The sequence below is a fragment of the Pseudooceanicola marinus genome (assembly GCF_020177265.1).
Lineage (GTDB): Bacteria > Pseudomonadota > Alphaproteobacteria > Rhodobacterales > Rhodobacteraceae > Pseudooceanicola > Pseudooceanicola marinus_A.
The window spans coordinates 72,016-86,760 of the sequence record NZ_JAIVMC010000004.1 but is presented as its reverse complement, the minus strand read 5'-3'; the positions used below and the strand labels follow the sequence as shown (position 1 = coordinate 86,760).

At 67.1% G+C, this 14,745-nt stretch carries 14 protein-coding genes; 6 read left to right on the top strand and 8 right to left on the bottom strand.

The features are described 5' to 3' along the window. Positions 1-91 precede the first annotated feature (91 nt). Together pnp and LC066_RS07455 are read left to right on the top strand one after the other, a co-directional pair. A complete protein-coding gene (pnp, locus tag LC066_RS07460) occupies positions 92-2,224 on the top strand; it encodes a polyribonucleotide nucleotidyltransferase (protein WP_222477254.1) in 2,133 nt (710 codons plus the stop codon). Between the two features lie 126 nt (positions 2,225-2,350). After that, positions 2,351-3,577 carry a glycosyltransferase gene (locus LC066_RS07455; RefSeq protein WP_224897654.1) on the top strand — a complete coding sequence of 409 codons (1,227 nt, stop codon included), beginning with the start codon at positions 2,351-2,353 and terminating at the stop codon, positions 3,575-3,577. A 12-nt stretch (positions 3,578-3,589) separates the two neighbouring features. Here LC066_RS07455 and LC066_RS07450 read toward each other — a convergent pair whose 3' ends face one another. The 4 genes from LC066_RS07450 to LC066_RS07435 form a co-directional block, all read right to left on the bottom strand. Beyond that, positions 3,590-4,477 carry a glycosyltransferase family 8 protein gene (locus LC066_RS07450; protein ID WP_224897652.1) on the bottom strand — a complete coding sequence of 296 codons (888 nt, stop codon included), beginning with the start codon at positions 4,475-4,477 and terminating at the stop codon, positions 3,590-3,592. Continuing rightward, entirely contained in the window at positions 4,474-5,598 is a 1,125-nt protein-coding gene (locus tag LC066_RS07445) for a nitrogen fixation protein FixF (RefSeq protein ID WP_224897650.1), read from the bottom strand. Before LC066_RS07445 ends, LC066_RS07450 begins: the two co-directional genes overlap by 4 nt. A 66-nt stretch (positions 5,599-5,664) precedes the next feature. Further along, entirely contained in the window at positions 5,665-6,183 is a 519-nt protein-coding gene (locus LC066_RS07440; protein ID WP_224897648.1) for a c-type cytochrome, read from the bottom strand. Between the two features lie 176 nt (positions 6,184-6,359). Beyond that, a complete protein-coding gene (locus tag LC066_RS07435) occupies positions 6,360-7,016 on the bottom strand; it encodes a redoxin domain-containing protein (protein ID WP_222477246.1) in 657 nt (218 codons plus the stop codon). A gap of 259 nt (positions 7,017-7,275) precedes the next feature. Between LC066_RS07435 and LC066_RS07430 the strand changes: the two genes are divergently transcribed. Beyond that, positions 7,276-8,721 carry an aldehyde dehydrogenase family protein gene (locus LC066_RS07430; RefSeq protein ID WP_224897646.1) on the top strand — a complete coding sequence of 482 codons (1,446 nt, stop codon included), beginning with the start codon at positions 7,276-7,278 and terminating at the stop codon, positions 8,719-8,721. A gap of 317 nt (positions 8,722-9,038) precedes the next feature. Here LC066_RS07430 and LC066_RS07425 read toward each other — a convergent pair whose 3' ends face one another. Next, the gene (locus tag LC066_RS07425) at positions 9,039-9,434 is read right to left on the bottom strand and encodes a VOC family protein (protein WP_224897644.1); all 396 of its coding nucleotides are present in this window, start codon (positions 9,432-9,434) and stop codon (positions 9,039-9,041) included. Between the two features lie 150 nt (positions 9,435-9,584). On the opposite strand from LC066_RS07425, the gene LC066_RS07420 reads away from it, so the two are divergent. Next, positions 9,585-10,610, top strand: a complete 1,026-nt coding sequence (locus LC066_RS07420; protein WP_224897642.1) for a serine/threonine protein kinase — start codon at positions 9,585-9,587, stop codon at positions 10,608-10,610. A gap of 141 nt (positions 10,611-10,751) precedes the next feature. Here the strand turns inward: LC066_RS07420 and LC066_RS07415 are convergent, their stop codons facing one another. The 3 genes from LC066_RS07415 to LC066_RS07405 form a co-directional block, all read right to left on the bottom strand. Beyond that, positions 10,752-11,399, bottom strand: a complete 648-nt coding sequence (locus tag LC066_RS07415; protein WP_224897640.1) for an RluA family pseudouridine synthase — start codon at positions 11,397-11,399, stop codon at positions 10,752-10,754. A 52-nt stretch (positions 11,400-11,451) separates the two neighbouring features. Continuing rightward, entirely contained in the window at positions 11,452-12,072 is a 621-nt protein-coding gene (locus tag LC066_RS07410; protein WP_224897638.1) for a LysE family translocator, read from the bottom strand. A gap of 179 nt (positions 12,073-12,251) precedes the next feature. Next, on the bottom strand, positions 12,252-13,424 hold the full coding sequence (locus LC066_RS07405; RefSeq protein WP_224897636.1) for a thiolase family protein: 1,173 nt from the start codon (positions 13,422-13,424) through the stop codon (positions 12,252-12,254). A gap of 91 nt (positions 13,425-13,515) precedes the next feature. On the opposite strand from LC066_RS07405, the gene LC066_RS07400 reads away from it, so the two are divergent. Both LC066_RS07400 and LC066_RS07395 read left to right on the top strand, forming a co-directional pair. After that, positions 13,516-13,854 (top strand): STAS domain-containing protein, encoded by a 339-nt coding sequence (locus LC066_RS07400; protein WP_222477238.1) that lies wholly within the window; start codon positions 13,516-13,518, stop codon positions 13,852-13,854. A gap of 43 nt (positions 13,855-13,897) precedes the next feature. Continuing rightward, the gene (locus LC066_RS07395; RefSeq protein ID WP_224897634.1) at positions 13,898-14,350 is read left to right on the top strand and encodes an ATP-binding protein; all 453 of its coding nucleotides are present in this window, start codon (positions 13,898-13,900) and stop codon (positions 14,348-14,350) included. The last annotated feature ends 395 nt before the right edge of the window (positions 14,351-14,745 follow it).

Here is a 14,745-nt window from a genome sequence, read left to right as displayed (position 1 = left end):
GACATGAGGATTAGGGGTCGGTGGCAATGGGGCCACCATGCAAACGGAGGACCCGGGAGGGCCCGGGACAGCCTCCAGACAGGATACGCTGATGTTCAACGTAACGAAAAAAGAGATGCAGTGGGGGGACGAGACCCTCACTCTTGAAACGGGCAAGGTTGCCCGTCAGGCCGATGGCACCGTCATCGCCACCCTTGGCGAAACCTCCGTGATGGCCAACGTCACTTTCGCCAAGAAGCAGAAAGAGGGCCAGGACTTCTTCCCCCTCACTGTCCACTACCAGGAAAAATACTACGCGGCCGGCAAGGTCCCGGGTGGCTTCTTCAAGCGTGAGGCACGGCCCACCGAGAAAGAGACCCTGACCGCGCGCCTGATCGACCGCCCGATCCGCCCGCTGTTCGCCCCCGGGTTCAAGAACGAAGTGCTGGTGATGTGCACCGTGCTGAGCCACGATCTGGAAAACGATCCCGACATCGTCGCCATGATCGCCGCCTCCGCCGCGCTGACCATCTCGGGCGCGCCCTTCATGGGTCCGATCGCCGGCTGCCGCGTCGGCTTCGTCGATGGCGACTACGTGCTGAACCCCTCCGTCGATGACATGCAGGGCCTGCGCAACAACCCCGAACAGCGTCTCGACCTGGTCGTCGCCGGCACCAAGGGCGCCGTGATGATGGTCGAATCCGAAGCCTACGAGCTGACGGAAGACGAGATGCTGGGCGCCGTGACCTTCGCGCACGAACAGATCCAACCGGTTGTCGACCTGATCGTCAGCCTGGCCGAAGAGACCGCGAAAGAGCCTTTCGACTTCACCCCCCCGGATTACTCGGCGCTGTACGACGCCGTGAAGGCCGCCGGTGAAGACAAGATGCGCGCCGCCTACGCCATCACCGACAAGCAGGAGCGCACCAGCGCCGTTGCCGCGGTGAAGGAAGAGATCATCGGCGGTCTGACCGAGGAACAGCAGGAAGATGCGAACCTCGGCTCGGCCCTGAAGAAGCTGGAATCCACCGTCCTGCGCGGCGACGTGGTGAAGAACGGCAAGCGGATCGACGGTCGTCGCACCGACGAAGTGCGCCCGATCGAAGCCGAAACCGGCTTCCTGCCCCGGACCCACGGCTCGGCGCTGTTCACCCGTGGCGAAACCCAGGGTCTGGTCGTGACCACGCTGGGCACCGGCGATGACGAACAGTTCATCGACGCCCTGCACGGCAACTTCAAATCCAACTTCATGCTGCACTACAACTTCCCGCCCTACTCGGTCGGCGAAGTGGGTCGTGTCGGCTCCCCTGGTCGTCGTGAAATCGGTCACGGCAAGCTGGCCTGGCGTGCCCTTCAGGCCGTCCTGCCCGCCCCCACCGATTTCCCCTACACGATCCGCATCGTGTCGGAGATCACCGAATCCAACGGCTCCTCCTCGATGGCTTCCGTCTGCGGCGGTTCGCTGTCGATGATGGACGCCGGTGTGCCGCTGAAGGCCGCCGTGGCCGGTGTGGCCATGGGCCTGGTGCTGGAAGATGACGGCTCCTACGCCGTGCTGACCGACATCCTGGGCGACGAGGATCACCTCGGCGACATGGACTTCAAGGTGGCCGGTACCTCCGAGGGCATTACCTCGCTGCAGATGGACATCAAGGTCCAGGGCATCACGCCCGAGATCATGAAAACCGCCCTGGCCCAGGCCAAGGACGGCCGGATGCACATCCTGGGCGAGATGAACAAGGCCCTGTCCGGCGTCGGCGAATTCTCCGCCCATGCGCCGCGCATCGAGACCATGCAGATCCCCACCGACAAGATCCGTGAAGTGATCGGCTCGGGCGGCAAGGTCATCCGCGAGATCGTGGAAACCTCCGGCGCCAAGGTCGACATCAACGACGACGGCATCATCAAGATCGCCTCGTCCGACGGTGAGGCCATCCAGCGCGCCTACGACATGATCCACTCGATCGTGGCGGAGCCGGAAGAGGGCAAGATCTACAAGGGCAAGGTCGTGAAGCTCGTCGATTTCGGCGCCTTCGTGAACTTCTTCGGCAAGCGGGACGGCCTGGTGCACGTCTCCCAGATCGAGAACCGTCGCCTGAACCACCCCTCCGACGTGCTGAAGGAAGGCCAGGAAGTCTTCGTGAAGCTCGTGGGCTTCGACGACCGCGGCAAGGTCCGCCTGTCGATGAAGATGGTCGACCAGGAGACCGGCGAAGAGATGACCAAGGAGGAAGGCGCCGAGTAATCGGACCTTCCGACTGAGCTGCTCGAAGCTCTGTTCGACGGCCACCGGGACCCCCGGTGGCCGTTTTTCGCTTGAGGGGCAGATCACCCTTTCACTGGGCCCGTGGAAGCGGCTAGTGAGCTCGCCATGAAGATCATAGTGATTAGCTCAGTCCCTGCCTTCCCGACCACCCAAGGCAACCGCAGCCGTATTCGCGCGATGGCCGAGCAGCTTGTCGCCCAGGATAACGAAGTCCACCTCGTCTTGCTGCCGGCAGATCGCAAAGCATACGATCTGGACGCTCACCGCGCCGCCTTCGACCAACCCGAGGGGCAGCGCGTCCACCTGGTGAGCAATGGCGGCCGCGTCGGGCACCGCCTCTTCCGCCTGCGTCGCTCGCTACGCAAGGCCTGGCGCAAACCCTTGCGCCGCATGGGGCTGGATATCGGCTTCTACTCGCCGTTGGAGCTGCTGTGGAACCATCGCTGGGACGATCAACTGCGCGCGCTTTGCGCCGATGCGGACGCGGTGATCGTCGCTTATGCCATCAACTCATACGCGCTGACGCTCTGCCCGGAGGGCGCCCGTCGTATCCTCGACACCCACGATGTCTTCGCCGATCGCCATCGGGTGTTCCGGGCCCAGGGCATGCCAGACAAGTACTGGATTTCCCTGAAACCCGAGCAGGAATTGCGGGCCTTCCGACGTGCCGACAGCGTTCTGGCGATTCAGGGTGACGAAGCCGAAGATATCCGTCGCAGGCTGGCCTCCACGGATGCGCAAAGGCAGCCGAAGGTCACCATGGTCAGCCATCTGCTCGATACCAGCAACTGCCTGACCGATTTCGGCACCGATGACGCCGCGCTCTTTGTCGGCTCGGACAATCCCGCCAATCTGCAGGCGGTCGAGACGTTCATATCCGATACGCTGCCCCTGATACGCCACCGCCGACCCGATTTCCGGCTCCATCTGGCGGGCTCGGTCTGCCGGAAGCTCGCGGATCAACCGGGCGTCATCCGGCACGGCTTTGTCGATGATCTTTCCGAGGCTTACCTCCAGGCCCCGATTTCGCTGAACCCGATGCTGGTAGGCACCGGCATCAACATCAAGCTGCTGGAGGCCATGGCCACCGGCGTGCCCATCGTCTCCAGCCAGACAGGCCTGCGTGGCCTTCCCCCGTCCCAGCAGGGCGGCATCATCAGCCTGCCCGACGGCGATCACGAGGGTTTTGCCGATGCCGTCTGCGCATTGGCCGGGGATGCCGGAAAGCGGCGCGCCCTGGGCGAGCAGGCGCATGCGGCGGCACAGCTCTGGGCCAATCGCCAGATCGAGGCCCTTTTCAAGGAGCTGTCCAGCGACGCGGTCGCCCCGTAACCCGCGCCAACCTCAGTCTAACAGGCGCTTGGAAGCCAGACGCCATTGCCGCAACGCCCTGAGGCGGCCGCGCAGCAGGGCCTTGGCGAGGCTCTGCTTTTTCCAGGGTTTCTTTGGGCCGGTGTAGTGGATCAGCCGGGACGCCGCCGGGGTCTTTTCCGCATCGGGCAGCCAGGGCAGCCCGGCCAGCGTTTTCGCCCGAGCCGCGTCGCGGCCCCAGATGCTGTTCCAGGCCTGCGGCAGGAAGGCGGTGCGCCCGTCGAACAGCAGGTTCAGGAAATCCTGGTCCATGAACTTGTACCGGCTGGCCTCACCCGCATCGCCCATGCGGGCGCAGAGATCCGCATCGGCGCGGATCGCCTCGCAATCCAGCAGCAGCAGGCCCGCGTTGAAATAGCCCGCCACATCGGCGCGTCCCAGCAACGCGGCGTGGTGGGCCAGCTTCTCGGGTCGCTCCTGGCCGGCGCGCATCTGGTCCAGCACGTAGAAATCCCGAACCGCACCCAGGGGCTGGCCGGCCAGGTCGGCATCCTGCACCTCCGCCAGGTCGCCCAGGACCAGCATGTCGCAATCGAGGTAGATGACCCGCCCCTCGACCCAGCGTGGCAGGTGCATCCGCGCCAGGGTCACCAGAGAGATGTTGCTGTCGCGCTGTTCGGCCCCGTCGAACAGATCCGGCGTGATCTCATGATAGACCAGCCGGGCGCCGCCGGCCTCGCAGTGCGCCGCGACACGGTCGCGCTGCGCCGCGGTCAGCTGATAGCCCAGGAAATGCACCTCCAGCGCCCGCGAGGCATGTTCCAGCGCGGAACCGATGACGACCAGCGCCGCCTCGACCATGTTGGCATCCGTCGCCACGGCGATGCGGATGGGCCCCTGCCCCGTCACGTCGCCGCTCATGCCGCCCGCGCCTTCAGGGTCTCGGCCAGGTCCGCGGGCAGCTCGGCATAGCTGCCGTGCACCAGGTAGCGGTTCCACAGATACCCCAGGACCTGCCGCCGCAGCCGCTCATCCGGCGCCCAGTCGCGCGCCGCCAGCGCCGCGTCCAGCGACGCCGCGTCGGGGGCATGCTGCACCAACCCGTCGATGTTGTAGCAGGCATGGCCCAGGGTAATCACCGGCTTGCCCAGCAGAAGCCCCTCGATCCCCACGGTGGAGTTCAGCGTGATGACGGCGCGCGCATCGCGGATCAGATCGGAGGTGACATTGCCGTTGGCGAAGATCACCCGAGGATGCTCGCGCCAGCCGATGACCGACCGTTTGAAGCTGGGGTGTTCCTTGATGACGAAGGTGTCGTCCGGGTTGCGGTCGGCGGCGGCGCAGACCTGTTCCAGGAACTGCTCCATGTCGCGGATCCAGGGCGAATGCTGCGTCACCTGCATGTCCGAGGGCACCTGGAAGGGCACGAAGACATAGCCCGGCGTCAGCTCCACCGGGTCGTACTTGCTCTTCGACGGGCGGTTGTTGACGAACTCCGGCAGGCCGGGGGCAGCGAAATCCTCTTCCGTCTCCAGGTAGAAGGCGGGGTCGCGGGGCACGGAATTGGCGCCGTTCAGCCCCTTTGGGTCGACCTGCAGGGTCTTGGGGAAGAACCCCGCCTCGATGAAGACGCGCGGCCGGCCCCGGCTGGCGGCTTCCAGCACCGATTCGGGATAGGAGGAACCGTTGTAGACGATCACCACCTCCGGATCGCTGGCGGCCAGCTCGGCCAGCAGCGCCTCCTTCAGGACCGCCGCCTGGACCCGTTTGATGTAGGAATAGAGGCCCGCGACGAAGGGATTGCCGAAGATTTCGGGCAGGCGGATGCGTTTGCGGGCCATGTTGCCCGCGATCAGCTGCCGCGCCTCGGCACCGGGGGCCACCAGCGCGCGGGCCTGTACGCCCAGGGCGCGGGACCAGCCGCGGTGCCGCGCCAGGCGCGCCAGCGGCTTGCCAGGAGAGGTCGCGACCACCTCCACCGCCCCCGCAAGGGCCTGATCAAAGGTGTCGATGACGCCGGTGTCGAGCTTCAGAAAACGCATATGTCCGTCTTAGCGCGCCGCGGCGAAATGAAAAGGGGCAGCGGCCTGCGGGCCCGGCGGGCCGGCTCAGTGCCCGGCGTCGCCCACCAGGCTCCGCACGGCATCGTTCTGGGCCGCGTACATCGCGTTCACGCCGTCCTGATGCTCTCGCGTGGCCTCGGGCCAGGTGGACTTGATGTAGGCCAGCACGTCGAGGATCTGACGATCGTCCAGCGTATCGCCGAACTGCGGCATGCCGCCCTCCTCGGCGCCGGTCAGGCAAAGCTCGGCCACCTCGCCGCTGCGGGTCAGCTCGAACAGGGCGTAGTCGGGGTGTTGCCAGCTGTGGCCGGTCTCATCATGGGGCGGCGCCACCAGATCGGGGTTGCTCACCGACGGCGGCGTCGGGTCCGGACCCAGACCGCCGTGGCAGGCGGCGCATTGATCGTCGTAGAGCAGATGCCCCCGGGCCACCGTCTCCGCATCGTTCCAGGCCAGCAGGGGCGGGTCCTCGCGGTCAGCCATCAGGGTCAGCCCCAGTCCGGCGACCAGCCCGATCCCCGCAATTCCCACGAGCGCCACAATACCCTTCGCCGATCCGCGCATGACAGTCCTCTTTGCCTTGCATGGATCCTAGGCCGGCCGGCGCGGCCCCACAATCTCTGCCGCGCGCCGGAGCCGCCGCCCGGGGCCCTCTGCCCGGTTTTCGCCCCGATCACGCAAAAGGGGCGCCCCGCAGGACGCCCCTTTCCGATCTTCCGGCCTTGCCTGGCCCCGGTGACTTATGCCGGGTCCTTGGCGAAGCGCAGGTAGGGCAGCTTGATGTCCAGGTCGCCGAACTTCTCGGCGGCGGCGGCATCGTCCAGCGACAGGGCGACGATCACGTCCTGGCCGGTTTCCCAGTTGGCCGGGGTGGCCAGCGGCGCGCCGAAGGTCTTCTGCAGGCCGTCGAGGGCGCGCAGCACCTCGGCGAAGTTGCGGCCCACGGACATCGGGTAGGTCATCGACAGCTGCAGCTTCTTGTCCGGGCTGATGATGAAGACCGAGCGCACGGTGGCGCTGTCGGCGGGGGTGCGGCCATCGGGCAGATAGGCGTCGGCAGGCAGCATGTCCCACATCTTGGCGATTTCCAGATCGGTGCCGTCGATGATCGGGAAGCCCGCGGAGGTGCCGGCGAAGCTCTCGATGTCGCCCTTCCACTTCTTGTGCTCTTCCACACCGTCGACCGAGATGCCGATCACCTTGGTGTTGCGCTTGGCCCATTCATCGGCCAGCTGCGCGACGGCGCCGAACTCGGTGGTGCAGACCGGGGTGAAATCCTTCGGGTGGGAGAAGAGAATCGCCCAGCTGTCGCCGATCCAGTCATGGAACGAGGCGATGGTGCCCTGGTCGGTCTCGGCCTTGAAATCGGGAACGGTATCGTTGATGCGCAGAGACATGGTGTCCTCCTGTCAGGATGTGTCTTCCGACATATCTAGTGGGCGTCAGGACGTTTTGCACCCCCGTTGGCAGGGCTGCGCCCCTGCCCGCGTCAATACGCCCGCCAGGACGGCGGAGGCTGGCGCATTGCACGACGCCAGCGCACCGGGCAGTGGCGGAGGGATCTTGCCCAGCCCCGCGCAGAGTGACACAGTGATCGCGAAGATTGCAAAACCACGTCCCGCACAGCGAAATTAAAGACGACCGAAGGACAGCCCCATGATCGAGAAACGCGACTTCTACATCGACGGCCAGTGGGTCGCCCCGCTTGAGCCCCGCGACCACCAGGTGATCGACCCCTCGACCGAGGATCCCTGCGCGGTGATCTCTCTGGGCTCCGAGGCCGACGCGGACCGCGCCGTGGCCGCCGCCAAGGCAGCCTTCCCCGCCTGGATGGCCACGCCGCCGGCGGACCGCATCGCCATCGTCGAGAAGTTCCTGGAGATCTACGAGCGCCGCAAGGAAGAGATGGCCCAGGCGATCTCCACCGAGATGGGCGCCCCCATCGACCTGTCGCGCAGCGCCCAGTGGGGGGCCGGTTTCTCCCACACCAAGAATTTCCTGCGCGCCGCCAAGACCTTCGAATTCGTGCGCCCGCTGGGCGATCACGCCCCCAATGACCGCATCGTCTACGAGGCCGTCGGCGTCTGCGCCCTGATCACGCCGTGGAACTGGCCGATGAACCAGGTCACGCTGAAGGTGATCGCGGCGCTGATCGCGGGCTGCACCATGGTGCTGAAACCCTCGGAGGAAAGCCCGCTGAACGCGCTGCTCTTTGCCGAGATGATGGACGAGGCCGGCGTGCCCAAGGGCGTCTTCAACCTGGTGAACGGCGACGGCGCCGGTGTCGGTTCGGCCCTGTCGGGCCACCCCGACGTCGACATGGTGTCCTTCACCGGGTCCACCCGCGCGGGCATCGCGATCTCGCAGAATGCCGCCAAGACCCTGAAGAAGGTGCACCTGGAGCTGGGCGGCAAGGGCGCCAACGTGATCTTCTCCGATGCCGACGACAAGGCGGTGAAGCGCGGCGTGCTGCACATGATGAACAACTCCGGCCAGAGCTGTAACGCCCCCTCGCGCATGCTGGTGCAGCGCGACCGCTACGATGCCGCCGTGGAAGAAGCCGCCGCCGTGGCCGAGAAGATCACCGTCGGCCCTGCCTCGCAGGAAGGCCGCCATATCGGTCCGGTGGTGAACGCCAGCCAGTTCGAGAAGATCCAGGGCCTGATCCAGAAAGGCATCGACGAAGGCGCCCGCCTGGTCGCCGGCGGCACCGGCCGGCCCGAGGGCTTCAACCGCGGCTTCTTCGTGCGGCCCACGGTCTTTGCCGATGCCAACAACCAGATGACCATCGCCCGCGAGGAAATCTTCGGCCCCGTCCTGACGATCATGCCCTTCGACACGGAAGAAGAGGCTATCGCCATCGCCAACGACACGCCCTACGGTCTGACCAACTACGTCCAGACCACGGATGGGGAACGCGCCAACCGCATGGCCCTGTCCCTGCGCTCCGGCATGGTGGAGATGAACGGCCAGCCGCGCGGCGCGGGTGCGCCCTTCGGCGGCATGAAGGCCTCGGGCAACGGGCGCGAGGGCGGCATCTGGGGGCTGGAGGATTTCCTGGAGGTCAAGGCCGTCTCCGGCTGGGACGCCAAGACCGCCTGATCCCGGAAAGGGACTCTGTCACGAGAAAGGGGAGGTCTAGGACCTCCCCTTTTGTCATTCGGCCACGTTTCGCTAGGACGGACCCGGCAGGCAAGGGGGCTCTGCCCCCGCCGCCCTGCGGGCGACTCCCCCGGAGGTATTTTCGACGAAGTGAAGCAGGGGAGGCAGTGCCCGGTCGGGCCAGCGTGGCCTCCTTCGACATCCTGCGGGACCCGCCCCTGGCCAAAGTCGGCCACGCCGGGGCAGGCCGCATCGCCCCTGTCTTCACCTTGTCCCAAGTACTCCCGCCGGAGGCCACCGGCCAAGGGCCGGTCCTCTCAGAGGAACCGCCCGCCGCGCTCGATCACCTCGATCTCGTAGCCGTCGGGATCGGCGATGAAGAAGAACTTGGCGATGAACTGTCCGTCGGGGGCGAATTCGACGATCTTGCGCGGGGCCAGGCCCGCCTCGGTCAGCCGGGCGTGCTCGGCCTCGACATCCTCGACGGAAACCGCCAGGTGGCCGTAGCCGTCGCCCAGGTCATAGGGCTCCGTGCGGTCCTTGTTCAGCGTCAGTTCCAGTTCGAACCCGGTTTCAGCGTTGGACATGTAGATCAGGGCGAAGCTCTCGAAATCCAGCTTCTGCGCCACGCTCAGCCCGAAAGCCGTTTCGTAGAAAGCGACGGACCGCGCCTCCTCCAGCACCCGGATCATGGAATGGATCATCTTGGCCATGGGGCCCTCCTGTCTTTGCTGCCCCTTCCCTAACCCGCCGGGACGGGCCGGGAAAGGCGCCCCGCGCTTGCCCCCCGGCCCGGCGCCCTGCTAGATGCGGCAACGCCTCAGGACCCGGCAGCGCCGCCCCAACCCCGAGAGACCCGTCCCGTGACCGACCCCGTCTTCATCCCCGTCACCGTGCTGAAGCGCGATCCCTTCTCGGAAACCGTGTCGGGGCACCTGGCCGGCGCGCCGGATCGCCGCGTCGCCCTGCGCAAGCTGGACGAGCTGCCCCTGTGGTCGCGCCCCGTGGCCCGGCTGCTGGCCCGGCGCGAGGTGCGGGGCCTGCGCGCCGTGCAGGGGATCGAGGGCTGCCCCGAGCTGATCCGCTATGACCGCGAGGGCATCCTGCGCGGCTGGTCCGAAGGCACGCCGCTGCAACTGGCGAAACCCGCCGACGCGGCCTTCTACCGCGATGCCAAGCGACTCTTGCGCGAGATGCGCCGCCGGGGCGTCACCCATAACGACATCGCCAAGCCGCAAAACTGGCTGATGCGCCCCGATGGCGGCGCGGCGGTGATCGACTTTCAGCTGGCCTCGGTGCATCGCTTTCGCGGCCCGCTTTTCCGCACCATGGCGCGGGAGGACCTGCGCCACCTGCTGAAGCAGAAGCGCGCCTATGCCCGCCACCTGCTGACGCCGGCCGAACGCGCCATGCTGGCGCACAAGGCGCTGCCCACCCGGATCTGGATGAAGACCGGCAAGCGGCTCTACAACTGGATCACCCGCGACCTCCTGGACTGGTCCGACGGCGAGGGCACCGAGGATCGGATCGAGCGCAACGGGCCGAAGATAGCGGCCCGCCTGAAGGACCAGCCGGTGACGGCCCATCACGTCGCCACCTATGCCCTGCCCGGGCGCGGCACCGGCCTCTATACCTTCGTGGAGACCGCCATGAGCCAGGAGGCGCTGCGCACCCTGCTGCCGGAAAGCCTGTCGGAGAAGGTGCAGCCCGTGGCGCAGTTGCCCCGCGACGAGGCAGGCAAGGTGCGCGGCGACCTGCTGTCGCTGATCGCCGCCAACCGCCTGGACGAGATCGAGACCCTGCGCCTGCGCGATCCCGCGCTATCGCCGCAGATCGATACCCTGATGGCCAACCGCCAGAACCTGACCGACCGTATCCTCAAGCGGTGAACGCCCCCAGAGGCGCCCGCTTCCCCCTATTTGTTGGCCAGAAATATCCCGGGGGAGGCGCCAAAGGCGACGGGGGCAGAGCCCCCTCTCCCTTCGATTTGCCGCCGTCCGGCGACGGGGGCAGAGCCCCCTCTCACGCCCTCAGAACGGCGCCTTGGCGCGGAACTTCATCCCCTGCCCGCCTTCGGGGTGCAGCAGGCGCAGCTCTTCGGAATGCAGCATCAGGCGCGGATGGTCGCGGGCCTCACCCTCGGCGTAGAAGGGATCGCCCAGGATCGGATGGCCAAGCGCCAGCATGTGCACCCGCAACTGGTGCGACCGACCCGTCTGTGGAAACAGCCGCACCCGGCTTTCGGCATCCGAGGCCTTCACCACCTTCCAGTCGGTCACGGCGGGCTTGCCATTCTCATGGTCGACCATCTGCTTGGGGCGGTTCGGCCAGTCGACGATCAACGGCAGGTCCACGGTGCCGGTCTTCGGCTCCAGCCGCCCATGGACCCGGGCGACATAGGTCTTCTTCACCCGGCGGTGTTCGAACTGCAGGCCGAGGTGGCGCTGCGCGTGCGGCGTCATGGCAAAGACCATCAGGCCGGAGGTGTCCCGGTCCAGCCGGTGCACCAGAAGCGCCGTGGGAAAGGCCGCCTGCACGCGGGTCAGCAAGCAATCAGCCAGGTGCTCCCCCCGGCCCGGCACGGACAGAAGGCCCGTGGGCTTGTCGACGATCAGCAGCTCGTGATCCTCGTGGATCACCGACAGGGGGGTATCGGGGGGCGTGTAGACGTCACTCATGGCCGCCCAGATAGCCTCTCACCTTCGCGCCGTCGAGCCTCGACGCCCCGACTCAGGACCGGGCCGGCAGCGAGGACGCCCCCAGAAGCACCCCGTAGACAATGAAACAGACCGCCATGGCGCGCCGGAACCAGGTGTTGAAGACGGCCCCAAGGGCGGCACGACCGACGAAGACGCCAAGCGCGGTGTAGGTCACGTAGCTGGCGGTGGTGATGGTCAGCGCGGTCGGCACGATGACGGCCATCTGGCTCCAGATCGGGACATCGGGCTGCACGAACTGCGAGAAGGCCGCCAAGTAGCCCGCCACGGACTTCGGGTTGATCGTGGCGATCAGGAAGGCGCGGATATAGACCGAATGGCCCGGCCGGTCCGTGGCGGCCGGGGGGCGCCGGGCGTTCATCCAGCCGCGGATCCCCGTCCAGATCAGGAAGGCGGCGCCCAGGTATTTCGCCACCAGGAACCCGGTGGGCGAGGCAGCGATCAGCGCCGTGATCCCGGCCGCGGAGGCAAAGAGGAAAAGCGTCGCCTGGGTCAGGATCCCCGCCACGCCCCAAAGCGCGCGGGGGAAGCCCAGGGTCATGCCGTTCTGGATGCAGTTGACCGCATTCGGCCCCGGCGTGGTGACGAAGAGCACCCAGAAGAGCGCGAAGACGGTCCAGCCCTCGAAGCTCATGCGTGGGCCCCGGCGGGGCGAGGGACAAGGGAAGAAATCTGGATCATCTTGGTCGTTCCTGCTGAGAGGGGAGGGGGCTGTCTGCCCCCTCTTGCGGCGCCGGGGGCTGCAATTCACCCCGGAGGATATTTGAGGCCAACAAATAGGGAAAGGGGGGGCGCCGCCCGCCCGGCCTCGGATCAGGGGCGTTCGATGGCGATCGCCGTCCCCTCGCCGCCGCCGATGCAGATGGCGGCGACCCCGCGTTTCGCGTCGCGCGCCTCCATCGCGTTCAGCAGGGTGACGATGATCCGCGCCCCCGAGGCGCCGATCGGATGGCCCAGGGCGCAGGCGCCGCCATTCACGTTCACCCGATCATGGGACAGCCCCATTTCCGACATGAAGGCCATGGGAACCACGGCGAAGGCCTCGTTCACCTCCCACAGGTCCACGTCCGTCACGGCCCAACCAAGCTTCTTCAGCAGTTTTTGCGCCGCCGGCACCGGGGCCGTTGGGAAATTGGCCGGGGCATGGGCGTGGCTGGCGTGGCCCATGATCTGCGCCCGGATCGGCAGACCGCGTGCCCGGGCCGTGGCGCGGGAGGCCAGCACCAGGGCCGCCGCCCCGTCGGAGATCGAGGAGGAATTGGCCGCCGTCACCGTGCCGCCTTCGCGGAAGGCCGGTTTCAGCTGCGGGATCTTGTCCGGCCGGGCGAGGCCGGGCTGCTCATCCGCCGCGACGGTCACCGCGCCCTTGCGCGAGGCGATCTCCACAGGGGTGATCTCGCCCTCGAAGGCACCGGAGCTCTGGGCGGCAAGCGCCCGTTCCAGCGAGGCCAGGGCGTAGTCGTCCTGGGCCTGTCGTGTGAACTGGAAGGCCTCGGCGCAATCCTCGGCGAAGGTGCCCATCAGGCGCCCCTTGTCATAGGCGTCCTCAAGGCCGTCGAGGAACATGTGGTCGACGGTGCGCCCATGCCCCAGACGGGCCCCGCCCCGCATGGCGGGCAGCAGGTAAGGGGCGTTGGTCATGCTTTCCATGCCGCCCGCGCCCATCACCGCCGCATGGCCCAGGGCGATCTGGTCGAAGGCCATCATCGCCGCCTTCATGCCGGACCCGCACATCTTGTTCAGCGTGGTGGCCGGCACCGCCTCATCCAGCCCGGCGGCGAACCCCGCCTGACGTGCGGGGGCCTGGCCCTGGCCCGCGGGCAGGACGCAGCCCATCAGCAGCTCGTCCACCGTGTCCACGCCCGCCTGGGCCAGCGCGGCGCGCAGGGCGGCCCCGCCCAGGTCCGACGCGGTGAGCGGGCTGAACGCCCCCTGGAACCCGCCCATGGCGGTCCGGGACGCACCCGCGATGATGACTTCCTGCATGAAACCCTCCCTCTCTCTGACCCGTGCATACCGAATGGTAAGGAATGCCGTCTAGCGTTTCCACACCCGCAGTTTTCCAGGGAGGCCCGGGATGGAGTTCAGCATCAACGCCAGTGACGGCGCCACGATCATCACGGTGCAGGCCGCGCGCATCGATGCGGCGGTCGCGATCCGGTTCAAGGACCTGATGCAGAATGCGACCGACGGGCTGGACGGGCGGATCATCCTGGACCTGACCCAGGTCGATTTCATCGACTCCAGCGGCCTGGGCGCCATCGTCGCCTCGATGAAACAGCTGCAGCCGGGCCAGAAGCTGGAGCTTGCCTCGCTCAACACCAACGTCGACAAGGTGTTCCGGCTGACGCGGATGGACACCGTGTTCCCCATCCACAACGACATCCGCACGGCAGTGTCCAGCCATGCGGGCTGATCCCTCGACAGATCGGGCGGCCCCTCCGCAGGGCGCTGCGGCCATGAAGGCGATGACGGGCAGCGGCACCTTGCACCTGACCTTCCCCAGCTCGCCCCTGTCGGTGCGCCGCGCGCTGCAGACCGTGGTGACCGACCTGCAGGGGTTCGACCTGGAGGAACGCGGGACGGTCGAACTGGTGCTGGCCGAGGCGCTGAACAACGTCGCCGAGCACGCCTATGGGGCCGAGGATCGCGGCTGGATCAGCCTCGACTGCACGAAGGAACGCGACGGGCTGCATTTCCGCATCCGAGACGAGGGGCGGCCGATGCCCGATGGCGTGGCCCCGATGGGCGACCCTGCCCCGCTGCCCGAGGCGCTGGAGGCGATGCCCGAAGGCGGGTTCGGCTGGTTTCTGATCCGCGACCTCTCGCGCGATGTCTGCTACAGCCGACAGGGCGACGTGAACGAACTGACCTTCCGCATGCGCATCGGCGGCACGGAGGCCGGGCTCTGACTGACCGGGCGGGCGATGCCCGTCATGCCATGGCCCAGGCGAGCAGGCGGCGGGTGACCAGACCCCGACGCACATGCCACTGGGACCGAACAGCAATCACCAACCGGCAACAGCGGCGCAAATGTCCCGAAACTGTGGCCAGCCCCCCAGGATCAAGGCACCTCGGCCACACCTGTCCCGCCATCGGACATTTTTCGCCACAATCGCCGAATTTGCCCCGAAATCGCCCCACGCCAATCCCATTCGGGCCATGACCCGGGCCGACCCTTCTATTTGTAGCTGCACTGGCTTCCCTCGGCGCCGCGTATAACAGCCCCCACCCAGTGCGTGGCGTCGAGGTCTTACCAGCTCCCCCTCCCCCAGATCATCGCCGCCACCGACCGCGCCTCCGGTAT